The organism is Aequorivita sediminis, assembly GCF_032080575.2.
GTDB lineage: Bacteria > Bacteroidota > Bacteroidia > Flavobacteriales > Flavobacteriaceae > Aequorivita > Aequorivita sediminis.
The window spans coordinates 51,810-67,435 of record NZ_JAVLSO020000002.1; the positions used below are offsets into that span (position 1 = coordinate 51,810).

At 36.6% G+C, this 15,626-nt stretch carries 12 protein-coding genes; 5 read left to right on the forward strand and 7 right to left on the reverse strand.

Features of this window, described 5'->3' with window-relative positions:
• Position 1 precedes the first annotated feature (1 nt).
• The 5 genes from RT250_RS03715 (at position 2) to RT250_RS03735 (ending at position 5,037) form a co-directional block, all read left to right on the forward strand.
• Positions 2-934 (forward strand): bifunctional riboflavin kinase/FAD synthetase, encoded by a 933-nt coding sequence (locus tag RT250_RS03715; RefSeq protein ID WP_313112274.1) that lies wholly within the window; start codon positions 2-4, stop codon positions 932-934.
• On the forward strand, positions 927-2,261 hold the full coding sequence (locus RT250_RS03720) for an HTTM domain-containing protein (RefSeq protein ID WP_313112276.1): 1,335 nt from the start codon (positions 927-929) through the stop codon (positions 2,259-2,261). The genes RT250_RS03715 and RT250_RS03720 overlap by 8 nt, the downstream gene beginning before the upstream one ends.
• A 156-nt stretch (positions 2,262-2,417) precedes the next feature.
• On the forward strand, positions 2,418-3,689 hold the full coding sequence (gene serS, locus RT250_RS03725) for a serine--tRNA ligase (protein WP_313112278.1): 1,272 nt from the start codon (positions 2,418-2,420) through the stop codon (positions 3,687-3,689).
• Between the two features lie 129 nt (positions 3,690-3,818).
• The gene (locus RT250_RS03730) at positions 3,819-4,532 is read left to right on the forward strand and encodes a 3'-5' exonuclease (protein ID WP_313112280.1); all 714 of its coding nucleotides are present in this window, start codon (positions 3,819-3,821) and stop codon (positions 4,530-4,532) included.
• 88 nt (positions 4,533-4,620) lie between these two features.
• A complete protein-coding gene (locus tag RT250_RS03735; RefSeq protein WP_313112282.1) occupies positions 4,621-5,037 on the forward strand; it encodes a hypothetical protein in 417 nt (138 codons plus the stop codon).
• A gap of 76 nt (positions 5,038-5,113) precedes the next feature.
• On the opposite strand, the gene RT250_RS03740 is transcribed toward RT250_RS03735, so the two are convergent.
• The 7 genes from RT250_RS03740 to RT250_RS03770 form a co-directional block, all read right to left on the reverse strand.
• Positions 5,114-8,164 (reverse strand): M4 family metallopeptidase, encoded by a 3,051-nt coding sequence (locus tag RT250_RS03740; protein ID WP_313112284.1) that lies wholly within the window; start codon positions 8,162-8,164, stop codon positions 5,114-5,116.
• A gap of 285 nt (positions 8,165-8,449) precedes the next feature.
• Positions 8,450-9,247: a TspO-related membrane protein gene (locus RT250_RS03745; RefSeq protein ID WP_313112286.1), complete on the reverse strand. Its 798-nt coding sequence runs from the start codon at positions 9,245-9,247 to the stop codon at positions 8,450-8,452.
• A gap of 11 nt (positions 9,248-9,258) precedes the next feature.
• Positions 9,259-9,897, reverse strand: a complete 639-nt coding sequence (gene pdeM / locus RT250_RS03750; protein WP_313112288.1) for a ligase-associated DNA damage response endonuclease PdeM — start codon at positions 9,895-9,897, stop codon at positions 9,259-9,261.
• Positions 9,894-12,365, reverse strand: coding sequence for a ligase-associated DNA damage response DEXH box helicase (locus tag RT250_RS03755; RefSeq protein WP_313112290.1), 2,472 nt, complete (start codon positions 12,363-12,365; stop codon positions 9,894-9,896). Before RT250_RS03755 ends, pdeM begins: the two co-directional genes overlap by 4 nt.
• A gap of 110 nt (positions 12,366-12,475) precedes the next feature.
• Positions 12,476-12,844, reverse strand: coding sequence for an endonuclease domain-containing protein (locus RT250_RS03760; RefSeq protein ID WP_313112292.1), 369 nt, complete (start codon positions 12,842-12,844; stop codon positions 12,476-12,478).
• A 108-nt stretch (positions 12,845-12,952) separates the two neighbouring features.
• On the reverse strand, positions 12,953-14,551 hold the full coding sequence (locus RT250_RS03765) for an ATP-dependent DNA ligase (protein ID WP_313112294.1): 1,599 nt from the start codon (positions 14,549-14,551) through the stop codon (positions 12,953-12,955).
• Positions 14,551-15,621: a ligase-associated DNA damage response exonuclease gene (locus RT250_RS03770; protein WP_313112296.1), complete on the reverse strand. Its 1,071-nt coding sequence runs from the start codon at positions 15,619-15,621 to the stop codon at positions 14,551-14,553. Before RT250_RS03770 ends, RT250_RS03765 begins: the two co-directional genes overlap by 1 nt.
• Positions 15,622-15,626: the final 5 nt, after the last annotated feature.

Here is a 15,626-nt window from a genome sequence, read left to right on the forward strand (position 1 = left end):
TTTGAAGAAATACACCTCTGCTTCAACTTTTAAGAGCGACCGCCATAGTGTGGTAACTATTGGCACTTTTGATGGTGTTCATATAGGGCATTCGGCTATCTTAAAACGATTGGTCGAAACTGCCAAAAAAGAAGATTTAGACTCGGTTGTTCTTACATTTTTTCCACATCCCCGAATGGTACTTCAGCAACATTCAGAAATAAGCTTGTTAAATACAATTGATGAACGCGCTCAATTACTTGAAAAAACAGGACTTGAACATTTGGTAATCCATCAATTTACTCATGCATTTTCACGGTTAACTGCCTTAGAGTACGTTAGAGATATTTTGGTTAACGGACTGAAAGCCAAAAAAATAATAATAGGCTACGATCATCGTTTCGGAAGAAATAGAACAGCAAATATTGAAAACCTAAAAGAATTTGGGTTAACTTATGGTTTTGAAGTTGAAGAGATTTCTGCAAAAGAATTAGATGATGTAACCATCAGCTCTACAAAAATCAGAAATGCTTTAAATGCAGGAGATATTGAAACTGCCAACAACTATTTGGGATATAATTATATGCTGACTGGGGAAATTGAAAAAGGAAAAGCGCTAGGTCGCACTATAAACTATCCTACAGCCAACTTAAAACTAAAAGAAAAATATAAACTCATCCCCAAAAATGGAGTTTATGTAGTAGCCTCTATAATTGAAGGCAAAAAAATCTATGGAATAACTAGTATCGGCACAAATCCTACAGTTGGCGGAAAAAAAAGAACGATAGAAACACATTTCTTAAACTTTAACAAAGACTTATACGGGAAGGAAATTACTATCGAATTTTTAAAACACATTCGCGACGAAGAAACGTTCGATTCAATGGAAGTATTGAGGTTAGAAATAGAAAAAGACGAAAAAAAAGCAATTCAATTTTTAAATCAACGTGAATAAACTCCTGTTCAAACAAATAGACAATATAAGTCTTGTTCTATTTAGAGCAGTGTTTGGCTTTTTAATTACCGTTGAGGCTTTTGGCGCGATTGCTACAGGGTGGGTGCGTCGTACTTTGGTAGAACCTCCATTTACTTTCAACTTTATAGGTTTCGATTTTCTGCAACACCTACAGGGAGACTTTATGTACTTCTACTTCGTGGTAATGGGTATTTTCGGAATTGGGGTAATGCTTGGGTACAAATACCGCGTGAGTATGTTGGCTTATGCCATTATGTGGAGTGCAGTGTATTTAATGCAAAAGTCTAATTACAATAATCATTACTATTTAATGATGCTGTTGTGTTGGATTATGGCTTTTCTACCAGCAAACCGATGGCTTTCAATAGATGCAGAAAGAAACCCCTCCCTTAAATCACCTTCAATGCCTCGCTGGGTATTATTAGTGCTAATTTTACAAGTTTGGATAGTTTATACTTTCGCTTCTGTTGCAAAGTTTTATCCCGATTGGCTTGACGCTTCAATGGCATCGCTTTTAATGAATAGTAAAAGTGACTATTGGCTCATTGGTGACTTTTTACAGCAAAATTGGGTGCATTGGGCAATTACGTACACAGGTATATTATTCGATTTGCTTATCGTTCCGCTAATGCTTTGGAAACGCACACGGCTACTAGGGTTTGCAATATCTGTGTTTTTTCACCTATTTAATTCAATCGTTTTTCAGATCGGAATTTTCCCTTATATGTCGATTTCCTTTGCTTTGTTTTTCTTCTCAAAGGAAATACTTCAGAGAATGTTTCTTCCGAGTAAAAAATTATACACTGCCAACGAGGTGATTATCCCTAAAAATAAGCATCTGATAGTTGGTGTATTTTCTATTTATTTCCTGTTTCAGCTTGGGCTTCCATTGCGTCATTGGTTTTTTAAAGACGATGTACTTTGGACAGAAGAAGGGCACCGTTTAAGCTGGAGAATGATGTTACGCTCAAAAGGTGGAATGCTGAAGGTATATGTAAAAGACAAAGAAAATGGAAAAAGAGAGCTCTATGACCATCAAAGCCTTTTAGGGCTTAAGCAACAAGCTTCAGTTACCACAAAACCTGATATCATGTGGCAATTAGCTCAAAAAATAAAACAGGTTGAAGCTGAAAAAGGAAGAGACGTAGCGGTTTATCTTGATGCTAAAGTGCGAGTGAATTATGGCCCGTATCATCAATTTACAGACCCAAGTATCGACATTGCAGCTGAGAAATGGCATCCTTTTAAACATAGTGAATGGATTTTACCTTCTCCCGAAGAATTTACTAAACGCAAAACTCCTTAGGTTATTTAGCTATTTAAATCTTACATTAGTAAGTGAAGTTTTTATTTCCATTCTAAATCACAATTAATTCTTCATTTTTATAAATAAAGACTACAAAGCATTTGAAAACCTTTTGAGTCTGTTGTAACTTAGCCAATTCAAAATATATTATAGAATATGCTACAAGTAACCGACATTCGCGAAAACAAAGAAAAGTATATCCAAGCACTTGCTAAACGTGGTATTGATGCTACTTCAACATTAGAAGATGTATTGACTTATGATGAAGAACGCCGTGCTACACAAGCGCAGTTAGATGAAGTTTTGGCACAGAGCAATTCCTATTCTAAGGAAATTGGAAAACTTTTTCAAAGCGGAGAAGTTCAAAAAGCAAATGAGTTAAAAGAAAAAACAGTTACTTTAAAAGAATCGTCTAAGCAATTGAATGAGAAAATGCTTGTTGCAGCCGAAAAGTTGCAAGAGTTATTATTTACGCTTCCAAATATTCCAAACGATTTGGTTCCCGCTGGAACTGATGAAAATGACAACGAAGAAATTTTCAAAGAAGGTGAGGTTCCAACCCTTTACGAAGGTGCCTTACCACATTGGGAATTGGCAAAAAAATACGATTTAATAGACTTCGAACTTGGCGTTAAAGTAACCGGAGCAGGCTTTCCTGTGTATAAAGGAAAAGGCGCTCGTTTACAGCGTGCACTAATTACATACTTCCTTGATAAAAACACTAAAGCTGGTTACACCGAATACCAAGTACCACTTTTAGTAAACGAGGCATCTGGGTACGGAACTGGGCAATTACCAGACAAAGAAGGACAAATGTATCACGTAGGAGTTGATGACCTTTATTTAATTCCCACTTCTGAAGTTCCAATTACAAATCTATTTAGAGGAGATTTATTAAGCAATTCAGATTTACCGATTACTTGTACTAGCTACACCCCTTGTTTCCGAAGAGAAGCTGGAAGTTATGGCGCTCACGTTCGCGGACTAAATCGCTTACACCAATTTGACAAGGTTGAGCTTGTACGCGTTGAACATCCAGATAATTCTTATAAAGCTTTAGATGGGATGGTAGAGCACGTGCAAGATATTCTTCGCGAACTAAAATTACCTTATAGAATCCTTAGGTTATGTGGTGGCGACTTAGGTTTCACTTCTGCCCTTACCTATGATTTTGAAGTGTTTTCAACTGCACAGGATAGATGGTTGGAGATCTCTTCAGTATCAAACTTTGAAACATTCCAAGCGAATAGATTAAAGCTTCGATTTAAAGATTCTGATGGCAAAAACAAGCTTGTACATACATTAAATGGAAGCTCTTTAGCCCTTCCTCGCGTATTGGCAGGGATTCTTGAAAACTACCAAACAAAGGATGGAATTAGAATTCCAGAAGTTTTAGTTCCTTATTGTGGGTTTGATATAATTGACTAAAAGACTCCAACATTCTATTTTTTAAGTGTAGCTGCGATAGGTAAATGTATGGCAGCTACACTTGTTTTATGGTGAAAGATTTTAATTTTTTGTAGCTTTAATGAAGCATTAGAGATAAACCTCATCATTATGATAAAGCGCATTAATTTAGAAAACATCCTGTTTTTGGATATCGAAACCGTACCTCAGCATCAATATTATGATGAGCTTGATGATACTACAAAATCACTGTGGGATCTTAAAAGCAAATATCAACGAAAAGATGATATTTCAGCCGAAGAATTCTACGATCGAGCAGGCATTTGGGCTGAATTTGGTAAAATAGTCTGTATTTCTGTTGGGTATTTTGTGCTTAAAGGAGATACTAGAAATTTTCGAGTTACCAGTTTTCATGGTGATGAGGTGAAGATTTTAAAAGATTTTAAAAATCTTCTAGACACACATTTCAACAAACCTAATCATCTACTTTGTGCTCATAATGGAAAAGAATTCGACTTCCCATATATTGCTAGACGAATGATAATTAACGGAATTGAAATTCCATTTAAACTTGACCTCTTCGGGAAAAAACCTTGGGAAGTTCCTCACCTAGATACGCTAGAACTATGGAAGTTTGGGGATTATAAAACTTTTACTTCACTTAAATTAATGACACACGTACTCGGAATACCCTCACCTAAAGACGACATCGATGGCAGCCAAGTGGGTAGTGTATTTTATGAAGAAAAAGACATTGACAGAATAATCGTTTACTGCGAAAAAGATACTATTGCAGTCGCTCAAATTTTTTTAAGACTCAGAAATGAAGACATTTTAACTAAGAATGAAATACTCTCCGTATAGCTTTAAAAATTGATCTGTAATCTACTACGAGTGATTCTATGTAATTTTTTGTAGTTTTAGCGGTCATAAATTAAACAAGAAGAGAAGTATGTTATTTTCAAAAATTAAATCAAAATCATTTCTAACCTTATTCGCTGCTTCAGCATTATTATTCGTTTCTTGTAATGATAAGGAAACTAAGACTGAGAGCACAACCCAAACTCCGCAAGAGGTTACACTTGAACAGAAAAAGCAAGCGTTACAGAATGTAGCTCCAACCCAAACTCAGGGATCAACAAATAATAGTGGCAATTTAGCTGTTAATCCACCTCACGGACAACCAGGCCATGATTGTACAATTCCTGTTGGCGCTCCTTTAAATGGCACTGGATCTAGCACTATAAAAGCTAAGCCAATGAACACAAACACATCAAGCCCTATTCAGGCATCTGGCGAAGGAAAAATAAACCCTCCTCACGGACAACCAGGACACAGATGTGATATACAAGTGGGAGCTCCACTATAAATTTTATTAGACATAAAAATAAGAGGCCCGATTATAATTTAAATCGGGCCTCTCTCTTTGTTAATGAAAAAAATACTTACTCTTTAACGAATCGTTTCATCATTTTTGAGTCTTCGGTGTTTATCTCTAACATATAAACTCCATTTTGTAAGGAAGAAACATCTAAGTTTTCAGTAAATGCTCCCTTACCTACTATTTGCCCCATTACATTATAAATTACGTAATCTTTACCCACTACATCCAATAACGCAATGTTTAGATAATGTTTAGCTGGATTTGGATATAGTGTCATGTTAGAAGAAACAGAGTCACCACCAGCAAATCCTTGCGGTGCAACACCATTCGCTCCAATTACAACAGTATAATCTTCTACCTCACCATAACTAAATGTTTCACAAGCAGTTTGCGAGCTATTGTATTTCATAGACACACGCATTCTCGTTGGTCCTGCAAGAGCTGTAGACGGCACATTAAATGTTCCGCTTAACGTTCCACTACTTCTAGACGAACCGCTTACTGCAAGTTCATTAGAATCGAAAGTTCCATTTTGGTTGTAATCAATCCAAATTTTCCAATATTCAGTATAACCTCTACCAGAGAACCCTGCACTTATTTGAATCGTATTTGAGCCATAAGGCACATTTGCAGACATATTTGTATTGTCTTTATAACCACCATCATTTCCAGACGGATTATTTAAATTATTTAGTTTCACTAGGTCGATCCATTCATAATTAGAGTTGTTTCCTTTAGAATTACAATATTCTACAGTACTATTAGAAAGCGTTGTAACATTTACAGTATTGCTATACACTGAGTTGTTTCCTGCAGCATCGTAAGCTCGTACCTTAAACGAATAGGACGTTTCTGGTGATAATCCAGTAATATTTGCTGTAGTACCAGTTACCGTACCCAAACTTGAGCTACCTTGAAAAACTTCATATCCTGTAACACCAACATTATCTGTAGATGCACTCCAAGAAAGTGAAAGTGTAGTTTGTGCAACATTTGAAGCTGCTAGACTTGTAGGTGCTGTTGGAGCTTGTGTATCTGGACCAGCTGAACCTAAGTTAATTGTATAATCTTCAACTTCACCGTAGCTAAATGTTTCACAAGATGTTGGTATTCCGTTGTACTTCATCGAAACACGCATTCTAGTTTCGCCTCCTACAGTTCCAGAAGGCACTGTAAATGTTCCGCTATTAGGTGTATTTTTTGAAGCTGCTTTAGACCAAACAAGTTCTCCTGCATCGTTAAAATCCTTATCTCCATTATAATCAATCCAAACAGCATAACCTTCGTTGTAGGTGGTTCCTGTCCAAGTTGGTGTAACCGTAATGGTGTAGGTTGCTCCTTCTTGTAAGTTAGTAGAGATACTTGTAAAATCTGAATATTTCTGAGCTCCAGAAGCATTGTCAATAGTGTTTAATTGAACTCTGCTGATATACTCATCATTTACATTATTTCCTTGAGAAGCACAGTAGTCGCTACCGCCTCCGCCGCCACCGCCGTAAGCTGCACCAACTCCTACTGCATACCACGCATTTGTAGTTGCAATTTCTTCTGCACTCCCTGCACCATATAAATCTTTAGCGGCTTGGATAGCACCACTTCTGGCATCGCTATATTGTGAATTGGCATTTAAATAAACGGTTAAGTTTCTATATGCAATTGCTGCCGCTTTGTCCATACCAATTCCTGTAACATTATAGCTGTCTCCTTTGTCATTAGTTCCGCTTTTACCCACGCTCAACACGTAAAACCAAAAGTTTTGAACTCCAGAGTTTATATGCACTCCTCCATTATCACTTGATGCAGTATGCCAATTTGTTCCTTGATAAGTATCTGGATCTCCAAAAGCATTAGGATTGCTCATGGAGCGCAAGGCTCCACCGCTTCCACCTGCTCCAATATCGTCTCCCATCAACCAATCGTTTGTTCCTGAAGCATATTTCTCGATAGACTCTCCAAAAATATCTGAAAACGATTCATTTAAAGCTCCAGATTGGTAGCTATAAACAAGGTTTGCTGAATATTCAGTAACACCGTGAGTAATTTCGTGACCGCAAATATCCAATGAAACTAATGGTCCATAATTGGTACCATCTCCATCTCCGTAAGTCATACGGCTACCATCCCAAAAAGCATTTACATAATTACTAGAATAGCTTACATACGATTTTATAACTGCACCTGCATTGTTATATGAGTTTCTTCCATGCTTTTGATTGAAATAATTCCAAGTGCTTTCTGCACCCCAATGTGCTTGCACACCAGTAGCATTACCAGTAAAGTTTGTAGAATTACTTGTTACATCTGAAGCATTGTTATAATTGGTGCCGTTATTTAAATCAAATGTTTGAATTCCTCCACCACTTGCTGTTTGACGCAAACGGTAAGGTCCAGATGCGTTATCTGCAGTAAATGATACATTGCCATTGTAAAGACTAGTTCCTGTTGCAGGTACGTTTGCATGATGAATTCGCTTATTTTCCATTATAAACTGACCTGTTTTAGCGTCTATATAAACATCAGCTCTATATAAAGGAGCCGTTGCATAAATATCGAATTTATATGCTAAGCGATTTGCGTTGTTAATATTTTCAAGAGCTGGTAAAATCACCAATTCTCCGGAAGGTTTCGAATAATTAGATAAAGCTGCTTCAGTTGGATTCTGCCACAAGTAGGAGCTAGCACCCACATGATTCATTGCTCTAGATAACGCTTGATTACTGCTAATTGATGGGCTAGTGTTTAAGTCATCTTCTATAGGAAAATAAGCAGAGCTCAATGTTTGAACCTTACCATTTTTACTACTTAATGTTACCGTTGCAAATTCAACCTTTATACCCTTGTGGTATTGTTGCATCTTTTTATGCGTAAAACCTAAGTGATCTTGCTCTTGTCTTAGTGTCGTAAAGGAAGTTTGTGGGGAGGGGTTTAAAACATCCTTAAAAATTGTAGTTGAATTTTGAAGGGAATACGAGTGAGAAGCATCAAATGCTACTAGTCCTTGTTGTTGATTATTGCTTTTCTTTATATCATCTTTTTCTTGCCCGGAAACCTGTCCAGGTAAGAAAAGTAATGATAAGGACATTGAAAAAACAATTTTGTAAATGTTTTTCATGATTACTTTGATTTAGTGAATAATTCAGTTAATGTTTGATTTACCTATACAAAATAAAACTAAAATCCACTTAAATAAAAGATATAAAACAATTATTTTAACAAATAAAATATCATTTCATAAGCAAAAAATGAAAAAGTCAATAAAATCAGTATTTTTCAAAGGGACAAAATTAAAACTTTAACATAATTAGTAATCTTTTAATTGGTTTGTATTGAATATCACAAAAGAAAAGATTTATAAATAATATATAAGTAAAAAAACACGTCCTTTTATAAAATAAACTCAATTATTTAAATATTCTTTACACTTATTAATCGGACTCGTTTCACGATTTTTAAAAGCGTGATAGCTACTACTTATAAAAAGTACTGCCCCCACTAATAAAGACACATAAACAACAATTTTGTTTTCATCCCAGTTTGCAACAGCTATAGCTACTAAGGCCCAAGTTCCAACCAAAGCAAACTCACGCATATTTCTTTTCCAAGTGACAATTAAATTTATTACACCTGCAAGCACAATCATTACAACCGTCCATGTAACTTCACTTATTCCCCATCCATTCCAGTTTACAGTTTTTAAATAAGCAGCTACATTTACGACACTTGCTATTGTAACCCATCCACTATAAAATACAAATGGCCACCAAACCAATGCAATTACAGAAATTGGAGCGTCCCACAGTTCCATTCTATTTTTCATTACAATTTTTAAAATTGAAAAGAGAAGTGTAAATATTGCAATTATAGAATAACCTATAAACCCGTATATCCATAATACAATCCACAAACAATTGGCGATACACGAAATTACAAACCACCAACCTGTATCTAAAATAAATTGATCATCTCGCACTTTAGCAAAAAGACTTCTACCTTGATAAACTACAAAGCCCAACAACATTAAATAAATAACTCCCCAAATAGAGAAGGCATAGCCTGCGGGCGTTAAAAGGGAATTGATATTATTCGATACTTCTCCTACTGTAGTTCCATTCATTTTTCCAGTATTGGCGAAATAATTAATAAATACAGTAGCTAAGAAAGCTATGATATTGGAAATTTGTAATGTTTTTTTCATAATAATTTTATTTAACTTGATACGCAAATTACTTCTCCCTCTACAATTACAAACACCTCATCATTGCTAGAAGGGGTTAAAATATATTTCCCTGTAAAGTTTCCAAATGCAGGCAGAATTAGTTGATTTTCAGTTTTATAAAAACAAGCGAGCTTAATTAATTGTCTTCCAGAACCTCTCATTTTAATTCCAGGATGTACGTGACCACAAAAATTAAAACCTTTATCAAATTTAGAGGGATGGTGGGTTAAATGAAAACCGTCCAGTACTAATTCATCTATAACTTTTACTCCCAAATCTTCGTATAAATATTGAGGAATAACATCGTGATTCCCTGATACTAAAATCACTTTTGCCTTGCAATATTCTACCCATTTTTCAAATTCCCCCCACTCCTTATTCAATGAACTATGAAACAAATCGCCCAAGAAACAAACTGTATTTGGCTCAAAATGATTTACAACTTCTGTGAGTGTCTCAAAGTTTTTATAAGCAGCACTTGCCGGAATGGCTGCGCCATATTTTCTAAAATGGAGCACCTTTCCCAAATGCACATCTGCGATAAGTAACATTTTATTAGTTACCCAATAAATAGCACCACTGGGGTGTAGTTGAAAAATATTCTTATTTATTTCGATAGTTTGAATCATTTCTCTAATTGCAAAGTCATTCTTTTAATTCTATCAGCCAATTTTTCTGAAGATAGCTTTTCTCGAAGTCTATCTGTAATTATCGGAAAGCTAAACGGAGTCGCTTTTTCGCATTGTTTCCAAATTATTTCTTGGGAATTAATACGATCTAAGGCTTTACGCAAGCGACCTTCTTCCAATTGATGTTCAAAGGTTTCCCGATAAGCTTGAAGATATAATAAATTATCCGGTTCATAATCTCTAAACACATCGAATAACAACTGACTATTGCTTTGCAGATGTTTTGTTTTAACCGCTTTATTCGGGTAGCCTTGAAAAACCATCCCGCTTATAACCGCAATATCACGAAATTTCCGACGAGCCAATTCTGTTGAATTTAAACTTTTGTAAAGATCGTCGTAGAGATATTCGTCTGTAAAAAGATTGTTGTCTACTATATTCTGAATATCTAAAAATTGGTCGCTCAACAGTTCAAACCCATAATCATTGTAAGCCAATGAAAAGGTAATGGGAGACAGCAAACTAATTCGATAAGCTAATAAACTACTCATCGCTTCGTGTACAAATCGCCCTTCAAATGGATAAAAAAGAGAGTGGTAACCTTCACGAGTTTTAAAAGTTTCTATCAAAAATTCGTTTTTACCTGGGACTATACTTTCACGCTCTTGTCTTTCAAAAATGTGATTTAAGGCTTTTAATTCAGGTATGCTTTGTTTACGGGTTGCTTCAGGCGAGCGTGCAGTCTGCATTTCTTCTCGAAGAATCTTACTCATCTGTGAGGAAAGCGGTAGACGGCCACCCATAAAACTTACTACATTTCTCGTGCGTTTATTACTTCTTCGAACTTGTGCTTGCATCTGTCTTATACGCACCAACTCTAAGGTTCTCCCTGCGAAAACAAAGGTATCTCCAGGTTTCATTTTACTCAAAAACCACTCCTCTATAGTTCCGATAAAACCACCTGAAACATACTTTACAAGCATCATGGAATCGCTTACAATAGTACCAATGCTCAAACGATGCATCATTGCAATGCGTCGGTTCTCTACTTTAAAGAGCCCTTCCGGAGTAACTTCCACTTTTTTGTATTCGTCGTAAGCTTGTAAACTTTGAGTACCTACTGTTATAAAATTAAGACACCAATTCCACTGCTCGTCTGTAATTCCTTGAAAACAAAACGTTTTTTTTATTTCTGAATAAATATTATTAGGATAAAATCCATCACTTACAGCAAGGGTGACTAGATACTGAATTAAGACGTCAAAACTTAATAAATATGGAGTTCTGTCTTCCACAACCTCATCTTTAACCGCTTTTTTCAGCGCTGATGCTTCTAAAAGTTCAAGTGCGTGAGTAGGCAGAAAATATATTACCGAAGGTTCTCCCGGTCGGTGGTTACTTCTCCCGGCTCGTTGCAGAAATTTGGCTATTCCTTTGGGACCCCCAATTTGAATAACGGTTTCCACAGGTGCAAAATCTACTCCCAAATCCAAACTAGAGGTGGCAACTACCGCTAGTAGCGATTCATTGCGTATCGCTTGCTCTACCCAAAGACGCGTATCCTTTCCAATACTACCGTGATGCATGGCGATTTCACCCGCAAATTCTGGATGTTTTTCTAATAACTTTTGAAACCAAATTTCACATTGTCTACGGGTGTTTGTAAAAATTATCGTGGTTTTACTGCTTTTAATGATAGGAACAATCTCTTCTAATAGGTGTAAACCCAAATGCCCACTCCAAGGAAAAGTTTCCATCTTTTTGGGAATTATAGAACGGACCTGAATTTTAGACTTTTCTTTGGCTTTAATTAATACTGAGTTCTTTCTGAAGTCAGAGTCCATTCCTAACAGAACATCTTGAGCTTCTTCTAAGTTTCCGATAGTGGCAGAAATCCCCCAAATTCTCAAATTTGGCGAAACAGTTTTCAACCTAGAAAGGGCGAGCTCCATCTGCACCCCTCGCTTACTACCTAAAAGCTCGTGCCATTCGTCCACCACCACAGCAGTAAGGGTTTTAAACATTTTTTCGTAGCCTTTTGAGGCCAATAAGAGCATTAAACTCTCAGGAGTAGTTATCAACAAATCTGGCATTTGCCGCTTTTGCTTAGCACGTTCGCTTTGTGAGGTGTCGCCAGTTCTAATCCCAACGGTCATGCCAGTTCCTAAGTCATCTGCAAATTGTTGTGCTGATTGTTGAATTTCTACTGATAGCGCACGTAATGGCGTAATCCAAATAGCTTTAATTCCTTTGGTGTGTTTCGTTTTGTAATCTGGATTTTCTTTTAAATACTGAAGTACTATGGGCACCCATAAGGCGTAGGTTTTTCCGCTTCCGGTGGGAGCGTTTAACAACCCGTGCTTCCCATCCAAAAAAGCCTTCCAAGTTTGTTTTTGGAATGGGAATGGGATCCAAGATTTGGATTGGAACCATGAGCTTGTTAATGATATGAGTTGCTTGTTATTCAAATTATTTAGTTTGTTAGTAATTAGGCTTCAACCACCCCGTCAGCAAAGCTGACACCCCTCCTTGGAAAGGAGGGGAACCTTATTTGGTTTAAATGCAAAGCTTTTATAGGTTACTCTTTAATTTTAAAATGGTCCGATATTTCCTTCAAAACAGATGGTAAAAAGTCGAAAACCATTTTATTTTCAAAACGTATAACTGTAAACCCTAAATTCTCCAAATCTATTTCTCGTTTTCTATCATATTCATCGGCTGTATTATTTAAATGAATTTGACCGTCAAGCTCCACAATAAGTTTTTCTGAAGGACAATAAAAGTCAACTATATAATGCTCGATACTATGTTGCCTTCTAAATTTTCTGCCATAGAGTTTAGAGCCTTTTAGATGATTCCATAAATAAGCTTCAGCTGAGGTTGAATTATTTCGCAAATCTTTGCGGTAGACCTCCATTTCTTTAAGATTATGAATTTGCTTTTTCATAGCTTCAATTTAATCAAAATATCGCTTCAACCACCCCTTCAGCAAAGCTGACACTCCTATTTGAAAATGAGAGAGATCTTGCTTTGTTTAAAGCATAGCTTTAATAGATTACTTCGGAATTAAGGCTTTTAAATCATCTAGCGTATTAGCTTCTTCTATGCGTTTATCTTTTCGCCATCTTAAAATTCTTGGGAAACGTGTTGCAACTCCGCTTTTATGGCGGCTGCTTTCTGCTATTCCTTCAAAAGCAATTTCAAAAACGTGATGAGGAGTTACACTTCTTACTGGGCCAAAACGTTCCAAGGTATTGCGTTTAATCCAAGCATCTACTTGTCTAAATTCTGCATCTGTTAACCCTGAATAGGCTTTAGCAAAAGTCACTAGCTCACCTTCATGCCATAGTCCGAATGTGTAATCGGTATACAAATTAGCTCTACGCCCATGGCCACGCATGGCATAAGTTAAAACAGCATCAATAGTGAAAGGATCTATTTTCCACTTCCACCAATCGCCTTTTTTTCTCCCAACTAAATACGGGGAATCTTTGCGTTTTAGCATTAGGCCTTCGCTGCGCTTCTCCCGTGATAACTCTCGTTCCGCTGCAGCTTCTTCCCAGGTATTAAAGCTCATAGTTTCACTTAAATATATTCCAATTTCTAAACTATCAATTCCTTGAATGAGATTATCTAGGGTTTTTCTTCGTTCTAAGAAAGGCAGCTGTCGTATATCTTCTCCCTTCCATTCCAATAAATCATAAGCATTTAAAATCACCGGGGTTTTCTCTAAAAGCGCTTTGGATAAATTTTTCCGTCCAATTCTTGTTTGAAGTGCATTAAAATTTCCTATTTCGCCATTTCCAAAGGGCAAAATTTCACCATCAATTACAGTTCCATTGGGAATTATAGAAAGAAACTTTTGAAATTCAGGATATTTATCGGTTACTAATTCCTCTCCTCTAGACCAAACAAAAACTTCGTCATTTCTTATGATTACCTGACTTCTAATACCATCCCATTTATGTTCAAAACTCCAATCGGAAATTGACCCTAAATCTTCTTGAAAATTATCTTCAACCGCATAAGCTAAGTAAAAAGGGTAAGGTTTGCTTAGATAATCCTCTTCGTTGTGTTCTAAAATCAACTTTTTGAAAGTGGTTTTCTGTGGCGTCCAATCGCCCATAAGCTTATAAGCGAGAATATTTTCGTCAATTTCTGTGGCTTTTGAAAGTGCTCTTGTCATTAACTTCTGGCTCACACCTATCCTAAAACTTCCCGTAATAATTTTATTAAAAACGAAACGTTCAAAATAATTTAATGCAAGCCAATTTTCGTGTAGGTATTTCTTCTTTTCCTCCTCTGGAAGCGTTCGAAGCTTTATAATTTCAAGTATAATTTGCGACAAGGACTTGGTAGTTTCTTCTGTTTGTTCTTTGCTAGGTAAAATGAGGGCAATTGTTTCTGCTAAGTCGCCAACTATGTGATAACTTTCCTCAAAAAGCCAAAGCGGAATTCCACTAATTTCTGTTGCCCATATTCGCAATAATGAAGTATTTACAGGTCGTTTTGGCCGTCGATGCGATAATATTGCAATTGTCCATAACTTATCCTCATCGTTCGCCATTTGAAAGTAAGCCGTAAGCGCCGCCACCTTTTCAGTAGTTTTATTGGTGCTATCTAGTTTTTTTATGAGTCGGGCGAAATCTTTCATTAGTCGTCTTCATTAATTTTGGCTTCCGTTGTATCACTGGGCGCAGGTGAAATGCCATCTTCTTCCTTTTTCAGGGTTTCACTACCTTCTTCTTCGTATTGTGTTTTTTCAGTACGTGCATCTAGCCCTATTTCTTCACGTAGATAACGTGAGAATATTTCGGTATATCCATGAGTAGCAATTACTTTTTCGGCACCTGTTTCTTTAACTGTAGTTAACAGTCCTTCCCAATCTGCGTGGTCGCTTAGCACAAAACCTCTATCTATTGCTCTTCGTCTTCTCGCGCCTCTAAATGTCATCCACCCACTAGCACTAGCAGTAACAAAAGGCACCATTTTTCTAATCCAAGTTCCGCCGTGGGCACTTGGAGGGGCTAAAACTATATTTCCTAATAGGTCTTCCTTTTTAGTGTCTCGGGTAACTCGAGTTGTTTGGTGAAAATTATAATTCTCTCTTAAAACTTGAGTCAGATTTTCTATGGCTCCATGGGTGTAGATTTTTCCAATATCTGGGTCTAGATGCTTAAGTAGGCGTTGTGCTTTTCCCAAAGAATACCCAAAGAGAACAGAAGTTTTATTTTCAGCCCTATTTGCCGCCCACCAATTATTGATATCCGAAAAAACTTCCTCTTGAGAAGTCCACTTGAATGCTGGAAGTCCGAAAGTACATTCGGTTATAAATGTGTTACACTTTACAAGTTCAAAAGGTTCGGCTATGCCATCATTTTCAGTTTTAAAATCCCCTGTAAAAACCCACACTTCGCCTTTGTACTCCACCCTCACTTGTGAAGATGCTACAATATGCCCCGCAGGATGAAGTGAAAATTTAACGCCATTTATTGTAAAGGATTCATTCCATTCTTTTCCAGAAACTACAATTTCACCCAATCGGTGTTTAATAATTGAAACGTTATTTTTATGAGTGATATATTTTTTGTGTCCCCAACGACTATGATCTGCATGACCGTGCGTAATGATACATTTATCCACAGGTTTCCATGCATCTATATACACATCTGCTTGTTGGCAATAAATGCCTTTTTCGTTAAAAACTAATAGCGGTTGGTTCACTTTCT